16 protein-coding genes are annotated in these 15,391 nt (G+C 60.2%); 10 read left to right on the plus strand and 6 right to left on the minus strand.

Annotated features, from left to right (window positions below; translation table 11 throughout):
* Positions 1 to 102 precede the first annotated feature (102 nt).
* Positions 103 to 654 (plus strand): DUF4269 domain-containing protein, encoded by a 552-nt coding sequence (locus tag AB8A27_RS25110; RefSeq protein ID WP_441244231.1) that lies wholly within the window; start codon positions 103 to 105, stop codon positions 652 to 654.
* Positions 655 to 722: 68 nt separating this feature from the next.
* Positions 723 to 911 (plus strand): hypothetical protein, encoded by a 189-nt coding sequence (locus AB8A27_RS25115; protein WP_441244232.1) that lies wholly within the window; start codon positions 723 to 725, stop codon positions 909 to 911.
* A gap of 31 nt (positions 912 to 942) precedes the next feature.
* Here AB8A27_RS25115 and mnmG read toward each other — a convergent pair whose 3' ends face one another.
* The 3 genes from mnmG to rho all read right to left on the minus strand — a co-directional run bounded on the left by mnmG (position 943) and on the right by rho (position 5,963).
* Positions 943 to 2,814, minus strand: coding sequence for a tRNA uridine-5-carboxymethylaminomethyl(34) synthesis enzyme MnmG (mnmG, locus tag AB8A27_RS25120; protein ID WP_441244233.1), 1,872 nt, complete (start codon positions 2,812 to 2,814; stop codon positions 943 to 945).
* A gap of 332 nt (positions 2,815 to 3,146) precedes the next feature.
* Positions 3,147 to 4,481, minus strand: coding sequence for a tRNA uridine-5-carboxymethylaminomethyl(34) synthesis GTPase MnmE (gene mnmE, locus AB8A27_RS25125; protein ID WP_441244234.1), 1,335 nt, complete (start codon positions 4,479 to 4,481; stop codon positions 3,147 to 3,149).
* A gap of 216 nt (positions 4,482 to 4,697) precedes the next feature.
* Complete coding sequence (gene rho / locus AB8A27_RS25130; protein ID WP_068730228.1) at positions 4,698 to 5,963, minus strand: transcription termination factor Rho; 1,266 nt, start codon at positions 5,961 to 5,963, stop codon at positions 4,698 to 4,700.
* A 37-nt stretch (positions 5,964 to 6,000) separates the two neighbouring features.
* On the opposite strand from rho, the gene AB8A27_RS25135 reads away from it, so the two are divergent.
* Entirely contained in the window at positions 6,001 to 6,222 is a 222-nt protein-coding gene (locus AB8A27_RS25135) for a hypothetical protein (protein WP_441244235.1), read from the plus strand.
* A gap of 13 nt (positions 6,223 to 6,235) precedes the next feature.
* On the opposite strand, the gene hemJ is transcribed toward AB8A27_RS25135, so the two are convergent.
* The gene (gene hemJ / locus AB8A27_RS25140; protein ID WP_441244236.1) at positions 6,236 to 6,658 is read right to left on the minus strand and encodes a protoporphyrinogen oxidase HemJ; all 423 of its coding nucleotides are present in this window, start codon (positions 6,656 to 6,658) and stop codon (positions 6,236 to 6,238) included.
* Between the two features lie 472 nt (positions 6,659 to 7,130).
* On the opposite strand from hemJ, the gene AB8A27_RS25145 reads away from it, so the two are divergent.
* From AB8A27_RS25145 to dnaQ, 4 genes are read left to right on the plus strand one after another with little or no spacing between them, the layout of a single operon-like run.
* Entirely contained in the window at positions 7,131 to 7,970 is an 840-nt protein-coding gene (locus tag AB8A27_RS25145) for a pyruvate, water dikinase regulatory protein (protein WP_441245021.1), read from the plus strand.
* Positions 7,967 to 8,575 (plus strand): Maf family protein, encoded by a 609-nt coding sequence (locus tag AB8A27_RS25150; protein ID WP_441244237.1) that lies wholly within the window; start codon positions 7,967 to 7,969, stop codon positions 8,573 to 8,575. The genes AB8A27_RS25145 and AB8A27_RS25150 overlap by 4 nt, the downstream gene beginning before the upstream one ends.
* A gap of 16 nt (positions 8,576 to 8,591) precedes the next feature.
* Entirely contained in the window at positions 8,592 to 9,191 is a 600-nt protein-coding gene (coaE, locus tag AB8A27_RS25155) for a dephospho-CoA kinase (RefSeq protein WP_441244238.1), read from the plus strand.
* A gap of 32 nt (positions 9,192 to 9,223) precedes the next feature.
* Complete coding sequence (dnaQ, locus tag AB8A27_RS25160) at positions 9,224 to 9,925, plus strand: DNA polymerase III subunit epsilon (RefSeq protein ID WP_441244239.1); 702 nt, start codon at positions 9,224 to 9,226, stop codon at positions 9,923 to 9,925.
* Between the two features lie 61 nt (positions 9,926 to 9,986).
* On the opposite strand, the gene secB is transcribed toward dnaQ, so the two are convergent.
* Positions 9,987 to 10,466, minus strand: coding sequence for a protein-export chaperone SecB (gene secB, locus AB8A27_RS25165; protein ID WP_092140941.1), 480 nt, complete (start codon positions 10,464 to 10,466; stop codon positions 9,987 to 9,989).
* Between the two features lie 504 nt (positions 10,467 to 10,970).
* Here secB and AB8A27_RS25170 point away from each other — a divergent pair.
* The 3 genes from AB8A27_RS25170 to AB8A27_RS25180 are packed head-to-tail and all read left to right on the plus strand — an operon-like array spanning position 10,971 to position 13,988.
* Entirely contained in the window at positions 10,971 to 11,666 is a 696-nt protein-coding gene (locus AB8A27_RS25170) for a Tim44/TimA family putative adaptor protein (protein WP_441244240.1), read from the plus strand.
* Positions 11,563 to 13,395: a murein transglycosylase A gene (gene mltA / locus AB8A27_RS25175; RefSeq protein ID WP_441244241.1), complete on the plus strand. Its 1,833-nt coding sequence runs from the start codon at positions 11,563 to 11,565 to the stop codon at positions 13,393 to 13,395. Before AB8A27_RS25170 ends, mltA begins: the two co-directional genes overlap by 104 nt.
* Complete coding sequence (locus tag AB8A27_RS25180; protein ID WP_441244242.1) at positions 13,392 to 13,988, plus strand: Smr/MutS family protein; 597 nt, start codon at positions 13,392 to 13,394, stop codon at positions 13,986 to 13,988. Before mltA ends, AB8A27_RS25180 begins: the two co-directional genes overlap by 4 nt.
* Before the next feature lie 89 nt (positions 13,989 to 14,077).
* On the opposite strand, the gene hslU is transcribed toward AB8A27_RS25180, so the two are convergent.
* The gene (gene hslU, locus AB8A27_RS25185) at positions 14,078 to 15,379 is read right to left on the minus strand and encodes an ATP-dependent protease ATPase subunit HslU (RefSeq protein WP_441244243.1); all 1,302 of its coding nucleotides are present in this window, start codon (positions 15,377 to 15,379) and stop codon (positions 14,078 to 14,080) included.
* Positions 15,380 to 15,391 lie beyond the last annotated feature (12 nt).

Below are 15,391 nucleotides of genomic sequence, written 5' to 3' on the forward strand. Positions count from 1 at the left end.
TGGATTGTCTGAAAAGCTGTTGGGACCCATCCATACTCTGAGTCCATTTGTGTCGCTATCGAATTGCCGGATCGCGGCGACGAATCCGGGCGGGAATTGCCGATGAATGAACGACCGACCTATCAGGAGGCCCTTCGACGCACCGGTCTGCTCGGCGTCCTCGCGCCGTTCGACCCGCATGTGGTCGGCACACTGCCGCTCGGCGTCGCCCGGCCCGACAGTGACATCGATATCGTCTGCAGCGCCACCGACCTGCCCGCGGCTGTCGGACTCATCTGGAAGCACTTTGGCGAGAATGAAAGCTTCGCCGTCCATCAATGGTCGGCCAAAGGCCGACCGGTGACCGCGACATTCGAAGCGTATGGATGGCCGTTCGAGATCTTCATCAGCTCGACTCCTGTACAGGATCAAGCCGGTTGGCGGCACTTCGAGGTCGAGAGGCGACTGCTGAGCCTAGGCGGACCGGCCTTCCACACCGCCATCTGCGAGTTACGGGCCGAGGGCGTAAAGACGGAGCCTGCCTTTGCATGTGTTCTCAAGCTTGAAGGCGACCCTTACGCCGTCCTGTACGACTTGTTCAGCACCTCTAATGACCAGTTGACGGCAATCCTGAGAGCGCAGGGGTTCGCAGCCGGGAGAATTCAGGAGGCTTGAGTTGACCAGGATCAATGTGAGCGGGGCGGCTCCGCGTTCCAATGAATCATCGTTGGAGGCAGATGACCATGAGTGTGATCGTACGGCTTTTCCTGACGCTGGCAGCACCCATCACCGCGCTATTCGTCTCACGTGATGCACTCAACTTCGACATCATCCAGACGATGGTCGCTGTAGTTCTTTTCACGGTGGCCGTAGCAGCCGTTGCCTTCTGGCCCCGCCGTCCAGCGAAGCCATCTTCAACAGAGCCACGCTGATTTGGCTTCCTGTTTCACGTGAAACAACCGACTAGGCTAAAGCAGCCTTCGGCTTCCGTGCTTGGCGGCGAAGATAGGCCGCTAGAATGGCCAGCGCGGCCGGGGTCATACCATCCAGACGTCCCGCCTGCCCCACAGTGTGAGGAAGCGCTGCCTTGAGCTTCGCCCGAGCCTCATTGGACAGTCCGGGGACCACATCGTAGTCCACATCGGCCAGCGAGAGACCCTCGTCGCGGCGAAAAGCCTCAACATCGGCGGTCTGACGCTTCAGATAGACATCATATTTGGCGTCGATCTCGATATGGGTGCCGATCGCTGGGTCAATGGCCGATAGGTCCGGCCAGATCCGGGTCACGGTGACCCATTCGGCCTCGGGGTAGGACAGGAGATCGAAGGCCGAGCGACGCTGACCGTCGTGATTGAGCGCCAGACCATGCTTGGCCGCGCCGTTCGGGGTGATCGAAAGCGCCTGCGCGAGCGCTTTACCGGCAGCGAGGGCTTCCATCTTGGCGCCATGCTGAACCGAACGAGCCCTGCCGACACATCCCAGAGCGATACCCTTGTCGGTCAGGCGCTGATCGGCGTTGTCGGCACGCAGCGTGAGACGGTATTCGGCCCGCGACGTGAACATCCGATAGGGCTCGGTAATCCCCCGGGTGACCAGATCGTCGATCATCACGCCAAGATAGCCGTCGGCCCGGTCGAATACGACCAACTGGCTGCCGCTCGCTGCTAAAGCCGCATTCAGGCCAGCGACGAGACCCTGGGCTGCTGCTTCCTCATATCCCGTGGTGCCATTGATCTGCCCGGCCAGAAACAGGCCGGGGACACGCTTGGTCTGCAGTGTTGGATCCAGTTCGCGAGGATCGACGTGATCATACTCAATCGCATAGCCCGAGCGAACCATACGGACCCGCTCCAGACCGGGGATCGAGGCCAGAATCGCGGACTGGACCTCCTCTGGTAACGAGGTTGAGATGCCGTTGGGATAGACCGTCGAGTCATCGAGACCTTCCGGCTCCAGGAAAATCTGGTGGCCATCGCGATCGCCAAAGCGGACGATCTTGTCCTCGATGGACGGGCAATAGCGCGGTCCCGAACTCTTGATCTGGCCGGAATACATCGGAGACCGATGCACATTGGCGCGGATCACCTCATGGGTCGCCGGTGTGGTGCGCGTGATGCCGCACTGGATCTGCGGATTGGTGATCCGGTCGGTCATAACCGAAAATGGCTCCGGCGGATCGTCGGCGGACTGCATCTCGACCCCGGCCCAGTCGATGGTGGTTCCATCAAGCCTTGGTGGCGTGCCGGTCTTGAGCCGTCCGAGAGTGAAACCGATGCGCTCAAAGGCCTTGGACAGACCAAGGGCCGGCGCCTCGTCGATCCGACCAGCGGGCCAGTTCTTCTCGCCGAGATGGATCAAGCCGCGCAAAAACGTGCCGGTGGTGATGACCACTGATCCCGCGGAGAGTTCGCGGCCGTTAGCAAGACGGATGCCGGCGATCCGGCCATTTGACATCAGCAGGTCGTCAGCCTCGCCTTCAACCACACTCAGATTCTCGGTCGCAGCAATCGCCGCCTGCATCGCTGCGGCGTAAAGCTTGCGGTCCGCCTGGGTACGCGGACCACGAACGGCCGGACCCTTCTTGCGATTAAGCATGCGGAATTGGATGCCACCGGCGTCGGCGACGCGGCCCATCAATCCATCCAGGGCGTCGACTTCACGGACCAGGTGGCCCTTGCCCAAACCGCCGATGGCGGGGTTGCAGGACATCGCGCCAACTGTCGCGAACTGATGCGTCACCAGCGCGGTCCGCGCACCCATGCGCGCAGCCGCAGCCGCGGCCTCGCAGCCGGCATGGCCTCCCCCGATTACGATGACGTCAAATTTGTCCTGCATGACCGCAGCTTCTAGCGCGGGTGCCACCGGGATTGAAGAGAAATCCACAGGCACTGTTTCACGTGAAACAACGGACACTTTTGGAAGATGATCCGAAAAGGCCCGACTGTTTCACGTGAAACACACTCTTCTCTTCAGCCGTCATTACGAGGAGCATCTTGCGGCGAAAACTGTCCAGTCTTTTGCAAGTCGCTGCCCGCAAACGTTGCCTTCTGGATTGCTTCGCTCCGCTCGCGCTGACAGCTGAAATTTCTATGCTTTTACCGTGGGTTCCGCGATTTAATGATTTAGTGATTTATTATTCACTTCATTAAATAATGAATAAAGAAATATTACTTACCTATACAAAAGTCGCGAAAGATGCTATCAAGGATATCTTCCACATCGACACGCCCCAGCAGCCGCCCCAATTGCTGCGCCGCAACACGCATATCCTCGGCAACGAATTCTTCACCTTGCGAAGCTGATGCTGCAGCATGCTGCAGCAAATCAGACGTGCTGCGCAGCAAAAGACGCTGCCGCTCCCGCGTAATTAACCCGGCCTCTCCACTTCCAAAGTACCGACCGGCAAAATCGACCAGCAGGGCCAACAGTTGTGCAATGCCATCGCCGCGTTCCGCAGAGATTGCGATCAACAGGTCTGGCCCGGGTGAGGCACCCTGAACCAGATCGACCTTGTTCCGGACAACCCAAACCGGCACTTCAGATTCCACCAGCCATCGCTCCGGATGGGATGCCTCCGCGCTGGAATCGACCAGCCACAGCACCAGGTCCGCCTCGGCCGCTCGCGCCCGAGCCCGGCGCACGCCCTCCTCCTCCACCGGATCGGCCGTCTCGCGAATGCCGGCTGTGTCGATGATCGTCACCGGATAACCATCGAGGTCGAGCTGCACCTCGATAACGTCACGGGTGGTGCCGGCATGCGGCGATACGATCGCCACATCGCGCCGGGCGAGCTGATTCATCAGCGTCGATTTGCCGACATTGGGCTGACCCGCGATCGCCACCACCAGACCGTCACGCAACCGCTCGCTTCGACCCTGCGCCGCCAGCACATCTTCGATCTCCCGATGCAGCGCCGATGCCTTCGCCAAAGCCGGCGCTAGCAATTCGGCAGACACGTCGCCCTCGTCAGAAAAATCGATGCCGACCTCGACCAGCGCCAGCGCCTCGATGATCTGCTGTCGCCAGTTGCGCGCCTTGTCGCCGAGCACTCCCTTGAGCTGCCGCAGCGCCTGACGTCGCTGCCGGTCGGTATCGGCGTGGATCAGATCATCAAGGCCTTCCGCCTCGGTCAGGTCGAGCTTGCCGTTCTCGAACGCACGGCGCGTAAATTCACCGGGCTCCGCCGGCCGCAAGCCATCGATAGCGCCCAACGCCTCGAACAACGAGACCAACACCGCGCGCCCGCCATGAATGTGAAATTCGGCAATATCCTCGCCGGTCGCGCTCGCCGGCCCCGGAAACCAAAGCACCACCGCATCGTCGATCGGCCCGAGCCGGTCATCCGAGAGGAGAACATGGGTGGCCATCCGCGGCGCTGGCAGCTTCTCTGCCAGACGCGTCAGCGCCTCGCCTGCCTGGGGACCTGACACGCGGACAATCGCAATCGCCGTCGGCGGACGGCCGGAGGACAGAGCGTAGATCGTCTGGTCGCGCGGATGCATCGCCTATTTGCCGATGGGCTGCAGGTGGCGCAATCAGATTCTTGCGTCGCGCCTTTTAAGCCAAACGGGTCATTCTGGGTCTACATTCTGGTCAGCTCCGCCCACCGATCTGCATCCCGGAATGACGGCTTGTGGACTCATAAGAAAAAAGCGCCGCTGCTTTCGCAACGGCGCTTCTTGCATTCCTCAAGCTGTTCGCTCGAACAGCCCCGAAACTTACGTATTCATCGAATCGAAGAATTCGGAGTTGTTCTTCGTGTTGCGGAGCTTGTCGAGCAGGAAGTCGATGGCGTCCATCGTGCCCATCGGATTGAGGATGCGGCGGAGCACATACATCTTCTTGAGGAGCTGCGGATCGGTGATGAGCTCTTCCTTGCGGGTGCCCGAGCGCGAAATATCGATCGCCGGGAAGGTCCGCTTGTCCGAGACCTTGCGGTCCAGGATGAGTTCCGAGTTACCGGTGCCCTTGAATTCTTCGAAGATGACTTCGTCCATGCGGCTGCCGGTATCCACCAACGCGGTGGCGATGATGGTCAGCGAACCGCCTTCTTCCACATTACGGGCGGCACCGAAGAAACGCTTTGGACGCTGCAGCGCATTGGCGTCGACACCGCCGGTGAGCACCTTGCCGGATGACGGCACGACGGTGTTGTAGGCGCGGCCGAGGCGGGTAATCGAATCCAGCAGAATGACTACGTCGCGGCCATGTTCGACCAGGCGCTTGGCTTTCTCGATCACCATTTCGGCGACCTGAACGTGTCGCACTGCCGGCTCATCGAAGGTCGAGGAAACGACTTCGCCCTTCACCGAACGCTGCATATCGGTGACTTCTTCCGGACGCTCGTCGATCAGAAGAACGATCAGATAGCATTCCGGATGATTGGCCGTAATCGAATGCGCGATGTTCTGCATCAACACGGTTTTACCCGTGCGCGGCGGCGCGACGATCAGTGCGCGCTGGCCCTTGCCGATCGGTGCCACGATGTCGATGACGCGCGCCGAGAGATCGCGGCGGGTCGAATCTTCCAGCTCAAGGCGGAAACGTTGATCCGGAAAGAGCGGGGTCAGATTGTCGAAATTTACCTTGTGCTTTGACTTCTCGGGATCTTCGAAATTGAGCGTATTGACCTTCAGCAAAGCGAAATAGCGTTCGCCTTCCTTCGGGCTGCGAATATGGCCTTCGACCGTGTCGCCCGTGCGCAGGCCGAAACGGCGGATCTGCGAAGGCGAGACATAGATATCGTCCGGGCCCGGCAGGTAATTCGCATCGGGCGACCGCAAGAAGCCGAAGCCGTCGGAGAGAACCTCGACGACGCCTTCGCCGATGATGTCAGTTTCCTTGATCGCAAGCTGCTTCAAGCTGGCGAACATCAGCTCCTGCTTGCGCATGGTGCTGGCATTTTCGACCCCAAGCTCTTCCGCAAACGAGACGAGCTCGGCTGGCGTCTTGGCCTTGAGGTCCTGAAGTTTCATTTCCCGCATTGGGAGGTGTCCTGTGGAAAGTCGGAGAGGGAGCGCTATGGCCGAGACGAGTGCGGACGCTGGAAAAGATCAGGAAAGTCCGCAGGTCTCTGGCAAGGAAGTCTTGAGCGAGGAAGTTGCTGAAGGAGCTTCAAACCTGATGCGGTGGCCGGTTCAAAAAATGAAACCGGTGCAAACCACATCCGCCTGCGTGGGGTGGGATGACTCGAATATAGAAAATCGCAGGGTGTCGCGCAAGGAGCCGAAACGGCGGTTGTGATGAGAAATTTGGCTTAGAACGGCTTCACTATCACCAAAATCACGATCAGGATCATCAAAACGGTAGGTACCTCATTGATAATCCGATAGAATTTCGCAGACCTCGTATTTTTGTCCTGAGCAAAATCCCGCACCCGGGCGCTCAGGAAGCCATGAACGCCCGACATGATCAGCACCAGCGTCAGTTTGACGTGAAACCAGCCCGAACTGAACCAATGGCCGGCCCAAGCGAGATACAGGCCCAGGATCCAGGTGACGATCATCGCCGGATTGATGATCGCTTTGAGCAGACGGCGCTCCATCACCTTGAAGGTTTCGGATTGCTTCGAGCCGGTCTCCGCGTCGCAGTGATAGACGAATAGTCGCGGCAAATAGAGCATCCCCGCCATCCATGAGATGACGGCGATCACATGCAACGCCTTGGCCCATTCATACATTCGAAAGCTCTTTCCGGCATCACTGCGTCACATCGCACGTGCTGAGACCGGAACATTTCACCGGAAAGCTACGTTGCAGGACCCGCGGATACAGAGCGGATCATCGCGCTATCCGCAAGCCGTCCTTCGCTTAAAAAATATTTATAGAATCTTAGGTTTGAGTCTGAGTGGCAGTGGATTTCAGCCGCCCAAAACAATCCCGGAACTGTCCCGCGCTTATGCACATCGCCGCGTGATTTCCACTAAGCCGCTTGCATGCGATATCGATATGCAGCGCAAAGGCTTACCGTCACACCGCACCGGATTATCCCAAGACAAACCCGGATAACCCCATTATCATTCGAGGCAGCCTCGAAGTTTCTCCCCGTCATGAGGCCTGTGAAGAAAAAACCGAGTTATCCCGGGCCCGCCGAGGCGATGGTCGATATCCCGGAAAAGCTCCACAGAGATTCACAGGACATACACGGTCATGATGCCCACCACCGGCAGCTATTTTCATCTCCATCTGGTTTCCGATTCGACCGGTGAGACGTTGATCACGGTGGCGCGCGCCGTCGCGGCGCAATACGCGAATGTCACGCCGGTTGAACATGTCTATCCGCTTGTGCGCAGTCAGAAGCAGCTCGATCGGGTGCTCTCCGAAATCGAGGAAGCGCCGGGCATCGTTCTCTTCACGCTGCTGGAAAAAGATCTCGTCGGCCGGTTGGAAGCCAAGTGCCAGGAAATCAACAGTCCGAGCCTGTCGATCATCGGGCCGGTGATGCAGCTCTTTCAGGCCTATCTCGGCGCGTCGACCACTGGCCGTGTCGGTGCGCAGCACACGCTGAACGCCGAATACTTCAAGCGCATCGACGCGCTGAATTATTCGATGATGCATGACGACGGCCAGCATGTTGAGGGCCTTGAAGAAGCCGACGTGGTTCTGGTCGGCGTATCGCGTACGTCGAAGACGCCAACCTCGATCTATCTTGCCAATCGTGGTGTTCGCACGGCCAATGTGCCGCTCGTCCCCGGCATCCCCATTCCTCATCAGCTTGAGACGCTGAAAAACCCGCTTGTGGTCAGCCTGCACGCGACGCCGGAACGCCTGATCCAGATACGCCAGAACCGGCTTCTCAGCATTGGCAGCGATACGTCCAATGACGACTATATCGATCGCCAGGCGGTGACGGATGAAGTGACCTATGCGCGCAAGCTCAGCGCAAAATATGGTTGGGCATTGCTGGAAGTGACACGGCGTTCCATCGAAGAAACCGCGGCGGCCATCATGAAACTGCTGGCCGACCGCCAGCGTCAACGGATGTCGGAATGAGTGTTTGGCGCAGTGCGGAGCCGCTGATCCTCGCGTCGCAGAGTTTGGCCCGTCGCCAGTTGCTGGCGAATGCCGGCATCACCTTTGATGCGATGCCTGCGGATATCGATGAGCGCGGCATTCAGGAGAAGTCTGGACTAACCGCGCCCGGCGAGATCGCAGCCCTGCTTGCCGAGCAGAAGGCCGCCTTTATTTCATTGCGCCATCCCGGCCGCTATGTGCTCGGCGCTGACCAGACGCTGGCGCTGGGCGACCGGATGTTCAGCAAGCCCACCGGGCGTGAACAGGCCGCAGAACAACTCGCAGCCCTCGCTGGCCGAACCCACGAATTGCATTCGGCGCTTGCCGTTGTGTGCGATGGTGCAACGCTGTTCAGCAATGTCTCTGTCGCGCACATGACTATGCGCAAGCTGGATGCTGCAGCGATTAATGCCTATCTGGATGCTGCGGGCGACAAGGTAACGACAAGTGTCGGCGCCTATCAGCTTGAAGGATTGGGTGTGCATCTGTTCGAGCTGATCGAAGGCGATCATTTCACCATCCTCGGTCTGCCCTTGCTGCCGCTGCTGAGTTTTCTGCGCGGCGAAGAGATGATCACGATCTGATTTTGATGAGGGTTTGATGCGCGTATTGGGGCTGACCGGTTCGATCGGAATGGGCAAATCGACCACCGCGAAATTGTTCATGGAAGCCGGCGTGCCGGTCTATGACGCCGATGCCACTGTGCACATGGTCTATGAAGGCGAAGCAGCTCCGTTGATTGAAGCCGCCTTCCCTGGCACTACCGATAATGGCAAGGTCGATCGCGCAAAGCTCTCTGCACAAGTCGTGCATGATGCCACGGCGATGAAGAAGCTTGAGCAGATCGTGCATCCGCTGCTCGGCGCCTATCACAGAAAATTCCTGGACGATGCCGAGAAGTCGGGTGCGCCGGTGGCAGTGGTCGACGTGCCCCTGCTTTATGAAACCGGCGGAGAAAAGCGTGTCGATGCGGTGGTTGTCGTGTCCACGAATCCCGAGCAGCAGCGCGAGCGCATTTTGGCGCGTGAGGGTATGACGGCCGAGAAACTCGACGCGATTCTGGCGCGGCAGCTGCCCGATGCGGAAAAGCGCAAACGGGCCGACTTCGTGGTGGATACATCCAATGGATTGGATCCCGTGCGGGAGCGAATCCGTGAAATTCTCGCCGAGGCTGTTAAGATGCCGCAACGGCGACCGTAACCACTCCCTGATTCGACAACCGGCTTACCGCGATGCGTGAAATCGTCATGGACACCGAAACCACAGGCCTCGATCCCTTGCGGGGCGATCGGCTGGTGGAAATAGGTTGCCTCGAAATTTTCAACCGGATGCCGACCGGCCAGAGCTTTCACGTCTACATTAATCCCGAGCGCGACATGCCTCAGGAAGCGTTCAACGTGCACGGGCTATCCGCCGAGTTCCTGTCGACCAAGCCGCTGTTTCATGAAGTGGTCGACGACTTCATGGCCTTCATCGCCGATTCGCCGCTGGTGATTCACAACGGCATGTTCGACCTCGGCTTTATCAATGCCGAACTCGATCGTATCAAGCGTCCGCCGGTGCCGCGCGATCGTCTCGTCGATACGCTCCTGCTGGCGCGCCGCAAGCATCCCGGTGTGTCGAATAAGCTCGACGATCTCTGTGCCCGCTATGCGATCGACAATTCCCGCCGCACCAAGCACGGCGCGTTGCTTGACTCCGAATTGCTGGCGGAAGTCTATATCGACCTCATCGGCGCCCGGCAGTCGCAACTGATCCTGGCGGAGGAAGCGCCTGCGCAGCGCACCGGCAGCATCAACGACGCGCCGCGCCGTCAGCGCGAGATTGCGCTTGCACTGCGCGTGACCGAAGCCGATCGCGCCGAACACCGCGCCTTTGTCGCAACGATGGGCGAGAAGGCAATCTGGAACGAGTTTCTGGGGCCCGCCTCGTAAAACAAAAATGGCCGGGACAAGCCCGGCCATCACGCAAACTGGTTGGCTGAACGCGGCGAACCTAGTTCGATTTGCCAGCCTCGGCCTGAGCCTGACGTTCCAGGTTCTGCCGGTACAGACCGACGAAATCCACGGGATCGAGCATCAACGGCGGGAAGCCGCCATCGCGCACCGCGGTGGCGATGATTTCGCGCGCAAACGGGAACAGCAGGCGCGGGCATTCGATCATGACCAGTGGGTGCAGGTTTTCCTGCGGTACGTTGACGATGCGGAATACGCCGGCATAGGCCAGTTCGAACGAGAACAGCACCGAGCCGGCGTTCTCTGCCTTGCCCTCGACCGACAGCGTTACTTCATATTCGCTCTCGGAGAGGTTGTTGGCGCCGACATTGATCTGGATATTGATGTTCGGCTGTTGGGACTGCGGGGCCAGCGAGGCCGGGGCGTTCGGGTTTTCGAACGACAGGTCCTTGGTGTACTGCGCCAGCACATTGAGTTGGGGGGGGGACTGCTCCGGAGGGGTGCCGTTGCCGTTTGCCATCGAAAATTCTCCTGAAGCGCTGCCGGGCGGGTGGAACCGGTTCGTCGCGGGTATCCGCGCGAATGGTCGAATGAGGTGATCGCGGCGAGTGGCTATCATAGGCCTGAGGCATTCCACAAGGATGCCACGCTGCAACCTGGACGCTAGAAAATCGCCGCTTTGACCCGCCGCTTGGCCATCCGGGCGCAAAACCGATCATATTCGTCCCGAATTCACGTTAAATGACTGAAAGTGCGGGTTTTCCTCGTCCGATCCGATTTCCTCTGTCGGACAAACGCGCTAGAATTTATCGAAACGGTTGCGGTCGAGGTTGCCGGTGCGAAGGCCGCTTTGCCGCAGCCGGACACGATGGCGCGCCATTGGCTGGGCTTAGTTTCATGTCTACATGGAGCAGGTTCGCCCATGACGCGATCTCCCAACCTTGCGGGAGCCGATTTCAGGACCGCGATGGGCGGCATAGTCTTCCGCCGGGCATGCCCGGCACCGATCAGAAAGCAATAAGACGTGGACATTTACACCATCATCTTCCTGGCACTGGCGGTCTTCATTTTTATCCGCCTGCGCAATGTGCTTGGACAGCGCACCGGCGAAGAGCGTCCGCCCTTCGACCGCGCGGCGCGTGATGCTTTGCCGCCCGAAGGCAATGTCGTGCCGATGCCCGGCGGTCCCGTCGATCAGACTGCGCCGGCACCGGCCGCCGACGTCTCTCCCGCCGAGCGCTGGAAGGGCATCACCGAACCGGGCACGCCGCTGGCCGCAGGTCTCGATGCTGTCGTCGACCAGGATTCGTCGTTCGATCCCCGTCATTTCATCACCGGGGCCAAGAGCGCCTATGAGATGATCGTGCTGGCCTTTGCGAATGGCGATCGCCGGTCGCTGAAGGACCTGCTGTCGTCTGAGGTGTTCGACTCGTTCGATGCCGTCATCAAGGACCGCGAGAAGAACGAACAGAAGACCGAGACCCGTTTCGTCTCGATCGACAAGGCCGAACTCGTCGGTGCCGAAGTGCGTGATCGCGCGGCGCAGCTCACCGTGCGTTTCGTCTCGCAGATGATCTCGGTGACACGCGACAAGACTGGCGCTGTCGTCGACGGTAATGCCGATAAGGTCAGCGACATCACCGACGTCTGGACCTTTGCTCGCGATATCACCTCGCGCGATCCGAACTGGAAGCTGGTTGGCACCGGCAGCGTGCAGTAACGCTGCCAGGCTCGGCCGGCTTGCCGCGCTGTGCGTGATCGCTGCTGCGTTGATCCCTGCCCCTGCAGACGCACGGGCTCGGCGTCACACCAAGCACGTCAAGAATGATCCTGCACAATTTGTCTATGTCCCGCGGCATAATCCGCCGCGGGAATGGCCGTTCGAATTCACAGGCAGCCAGTATGAGCCTGTCGCTTGGGCCAGTATCGCCGGCTGGAACGAAGACGATCACTTCCCAGCCTTCCAGGCTTTTCGCACCAGCTGCAAACCGATCGTAGCTCAACGCAAGTCAGTGCCAGATTCCAAGGCGCTCGGCACCACGCTCCGCGATCCTTGTCGTGCAGCCAGGAGCGCCGACATTTCCGATGGCGCCAAGGCCCGCACTTTCTTCGAGGAGCATTTCTTGCCGCTGCGTATTTCGCGGCTCGGCGAGCCTGAAGGTTTTGTCACCGGCTATTATGAGCCGGTGATCGATGGTTCGCGAACCAAGACCGATGTCTATACGGTGCCGGTGTATCGTCGCCCGTCGAATCTGTTCGTGCGCGGCTATAGTCAGTCCTCTGCAAGCATGCCGAATGGTGGTGACGTGTTTCGCAAGATCGGCCGGCGCAAACTTGTGCCCTATTATGATCGTGGCCAGATCGAGGATGGCGCCATCGCCGGGCGCGGGCTCGAAATCGTCTGGTTGAAGAGCCAGACTGATTTACTGTTCACGCAGATCCAGGGATCGGCGCGCGTGCGCCTCGAAGACGGCGGCACGGTGCGGATCAATTACGATGCGCATAACGGCTATCGCTACACGCCAGTCGGCCGCGTGCTGATCGATCGCGGCATTATCCCGCGTGAACAGATGTCGATGCAGCGCATCCGTCAATACATGGACGAGAATCCGGATGCAGCGAGTGAGTTGCGTCGGCAGAACCGCTCCTATGTGTTCTTCCGCGAGGTGCAGCTCTCCGACAAGGATGAAGCCGTTGGCGCGCAGGGTGTGCCGCTGACGCCGGGCCGCTCCATCGCCGTCGACAAGTCGCTGCATGTCTATGGCACGCCGTTCTTCATCGAAGGCGATCTGCCTGTCGATTCGGATACGGCAAAGACGCCGTTTCGGCGCCTGATGGTGGCGCAGGATACCGGCTCGGCCATCATCGGCCCGGCCCGTGCCGATCTGTATTTTGGAGCCGGCGCAGAAGCTGGCCGAGTCGCCGGCCGGATGCGCCATCCCGCGCGCTTCGTGATGCTGGTGCCGAAGAGTCTCGATCCCTCTGCACGCGGTCATCATATGCCGCTGCCCGATATCAGGCCGTCGGAGCGAATCGCAAAGCTGTTTCCGCAGACCGGGCCGAAGCCTGTCGAAGCACCGAACGTCGAAAATTCCGCGACAGATAACAAGGCTGCAGCAAAGCCCGATGCGTCCAGGTCCGATACGTCGGTGACGTCGAAGCCCGTAGCACCAGCGGTGACGACGCCATTGCCAGTTGCAAAACCGGCTGCGGCTGCAATCGCGCCCGCACTGGCGTCGCCTCCGTCTGCGGCAACGACGGTGCCGTTGCCGGAGGCACGGCCTGCGGTCGCGCCTCAAGTTGCGGCCGAGACGAAGCCACAGAAAAAACCCGAAGTAAAACCTGAAGTGAAGCGGGAAGTTAAACCGAAACGTGCCAAAGTCCGGCACCGCGGGTATCGTCGCGCAGCGAAGCAGCCGCAGTCACTCTTCCGTTTCCCCTGGCAATGAAGCGTTCACGTCCACCGCAACTCATCGATCCCGTGGCGCCGCGCCGTCGCCGCGCGCTGAGCGAAGAGGAGCGCGCGCTCTGGGAACTGGTGGCCAAACAGGTCAAGCCGCTGCGCAAGAAGCGCGTGGTGAAGCCGGAGCCTGCGGAAGACGCGCCGGCGTCGGTCAGAGTGGCGGTCTCAAAGAAGACGGCGTCATCATCGCTACCAGCTCTCAAACCTGCCAAGCCTGCACCACCACCCGTACCACCTCTGGCGCCGCTCGGCCGTCGCGAGCGCTCGCAGCTCTCACGCGGTCGCAAGGACATCGATGCGCGGATCGATCTGCACGGGATGACACAGACGCGCGCGCATCACGCGCTGTCCGCCTTCCTGCATCGCGCCAGCCATGACGGCATGACTTTCGTGCTGGTCATCACCGGCAAGGGCCGGACCACCGGTCCGGAATCCGAGCGCGGCATCCTGCGCCGCCAGGTGCCGCTCTGGCTGGGGCTGCCAGAGTTTCGTTCGCTGGTGGTGGGATTCGAGGAAGCGCATATCGGGCACGGCGGCGCCGGTGCGCTGTATGTGCGGATCAGGCGGGCGCGTACTTAATCTCGCCCCGCGCTTGCGGATCGAAGAGCCCCTGACCCCGCCCTCTCCCGCAAGCGCGGAGCGAGGGAGCGAAAGGCCGTCGTCAAGTCTCACAAAATAAAACGGCTCAAATCCGAATTTTTCGCGAGATCGCCAACATGCTTCTGCACATAGGCTGCATCGACGCGGATGGTCTCGCCGTTGCGATCCGGCGCCGCAAAGGAGATCTCGTCCAGCACGCGCTCCATCACCGTCTGCAAACGCCGTGCGCCGATATTCTCGACGGTTGAATTCACCGCAACAGCGACATCCGCCAGCGCATCGATGGCGTCGTCGGCGAATTCCAGTGTCACGCCTTCGGTCTGCAATAGCGCCACATACTGCTTGATCAGCGAAGCCTCGGGTTCGGTGAGAATGCGGCGCATGTCATCACGCGTGAGTGCGTTGAGTTCGACGCGGATCGGCAGGCGGCCCTGCAGTTCCGGCAAAAGATCTGATGGCTTGGCGATATGGAATGCGCCGGAGGCGATGAACAGGATGTGGTCGGTCTTCACCGCGCCATGCTTGGTGGAGACGGTAGTGCCTTCGATCAGCGGCAGCAGGTCGCGCTGCACGCCCTCGCGCGAGACTTCGCCGCCGCTGCGACCATCGCGCACGCAGATCTTGTCGATCTCGTCGAGGAACACGATGCCATTGTTCTCGACGACAGAGATCGCCTCTTGAACCAGCGCATCGCTGTCGAGCAGCTTGTCGGCTTCCTCATTCACCAGCGGCTCATGCGCATCTTCGACACGGAGACGACGCGTCTTGGTGCCCTTGCCCATCTTGCCGAAGATATCGCCGATAGAAATCGCGCCCATTTGTGCACCCGGCATCCCCGGGATTTCGAACATCGATGGGCCGCCGGACGACTGCACCTCGATCTCGATCTCCTTGTCATTGAGCTCGCCGTTGCGGAGCCTCTTGCGAAACGACTCTTTCGTCGCCGCGCTTGCTGTGGCGCCGACCAGTGCATCGACCACGCGATCTTCTGCTGCAAGCTGCGCGCGTGCCTGCACGTCCTTGCGCTTGCGCTCGCGGGTCAGCGAGATCGCGACCTCGACGAGATCCCTGACGATCTGCTCAACATCGCGGCCGACATAACCGACTTCAGTGAACTTGGTAGCCTCGACCTTGATGAAAGGCGCGCCCGCGAGCTTTGCCAGCCGCCGTGCGATCTCGGTCTTGCCGACGCCGGTGGGGCCGATCATCAGAATGTTCTTCGGCAGCACTTCCTCGCGCAGCGATCCTGTCAGCTGCAGGCGCCGCCAGCGATTGCGGAGTGCGATGGACACTGCGCGTTTGGCGTCGTGCTGGCCGACGATGAACCGGTCGAGTTCGGAAACGATTTCGCGGGGAGAAAAGTCGGTCATGTCGCTCTACGT

Origin of the sequence: Tardiphaga sp. 768_D3_N2_1 (assembly GCF_052076105.1) — a bacterium.
Lineage (GTDB): Bacteria > Pseudomonadota > Alphaproteobacteria > Rhizobiales > Xanthobacteraceae > Tardiphaga.

What these genes read in the sequence shown, in the direction of transcription:
- AB8A27_RS25145 (WP_441245021.1), top strand. Translation starts at nt 7,131, where the DNA reads ATGCCCACCACCGGCAGCTATTTTCATCTCCATCTGGTTTCCGATTCG.
- rho (WP_068730228.1), bottom strand. Translation starts at nt 5,963, where the DNA reads ATGCGGGAAATGAAACTTCAGGACCTCAAGGCCAAGACGCCAGCCGAG.
- hemJ (WP_441244236.1), bottom strand. Translation starts at nt 6,658, where the DNA reads ATGTATGAATGGGCCAAGGCGTTGCATGTGATCGCCGTCATCTCATGG.
- secB (WP_092140941.1), bottom strand. Translation starts at nt 10,466, where the DNA reads ATGGCAAACGGCAACGGCACCCCTCCGGAGCAGTCCCCCCCCCAACTC.
- mltA (WP_441244241.1), top strand. Translation starts at nt 11,563, where the DNA reads ATGCCGATAAGGTCAGCGACATCACCGACGTCTGGACCTTTGCTCGCG.
- AB8A27_RS25110 (WP_441244231.1), top strand. Translation starts at nt 103, where the DNA reads ATGAATGAACGACCGACCTATCAGGAGGCCCTTCGACGCACCGGTCTG.
- hslU (WP_441244243.1), bottom strand. Translation starts at nt 15,379, where the DNA reads ATGACCGACTTTTCTCCCCGCGAAATCGTTTCCGAACTCGACCGGTTC.
- coaE (WP_441244238.1), top strand. Translation starts at nt 8,592, where the DNA reads ATGCGCGTATTGGGGCTGACCGGTTCGATCGGAATGGGCAAATCGACC.
- mnmG (WP_441244233.1), bottom strand. Translation starts at nt 2,814, where the DNA reads ATGCAGGACAAATTTGACGTCATCGTAATCGGGGGAGGCCATGCCGGC.
- mnmE (WP_441244234.1), bottom strand. Translation starts at nt 4,481, where the DNA reads ATGCATCCGCGCGACCAGACGATCTACGCTCTGTCCTCCGGCCGTCCG.
- AB8A27_RS25150 (WP_441244237.1), top strand. Translation starts at nt 7,967, where the DNA reads ATGAGTGTTTGGCGCAGTGCGGAGCCGCTGATCCTCGCGTCGCAGAGT.
- dnaQ (WP_441244239.1), top strand. Translation starts at nt 9,224, where the DNA reads ATGCGTGAAATCGTCATGGACACCGAAACCACAGGCCTCGATCCCTTG.
- AB8A27_RS25180 (WP_441244242.1), top strand. Translation starts at nt 13,392, where the DNA reads ATGAAGCGTTCACGTCCACCGCAACTCATCGATCCCGTGGCGCCGCGC.
- AB8A27_RS25135 (WP_441244235.1), top strand. Translation starts at nt 6,001, where the DNA reads ATGGCCGAGACGAGTGCGGACGCTGGAAAAGATCAGGAAAGTCCGCAG.
- AB8A27_RS25115 (WP_441244232.1), top strand. Translation starts at nt 723, where the DNA reads ATGAGTGTGATCGTACGGCTTTTCCTGACGCTGGCAGCACCCATCACC.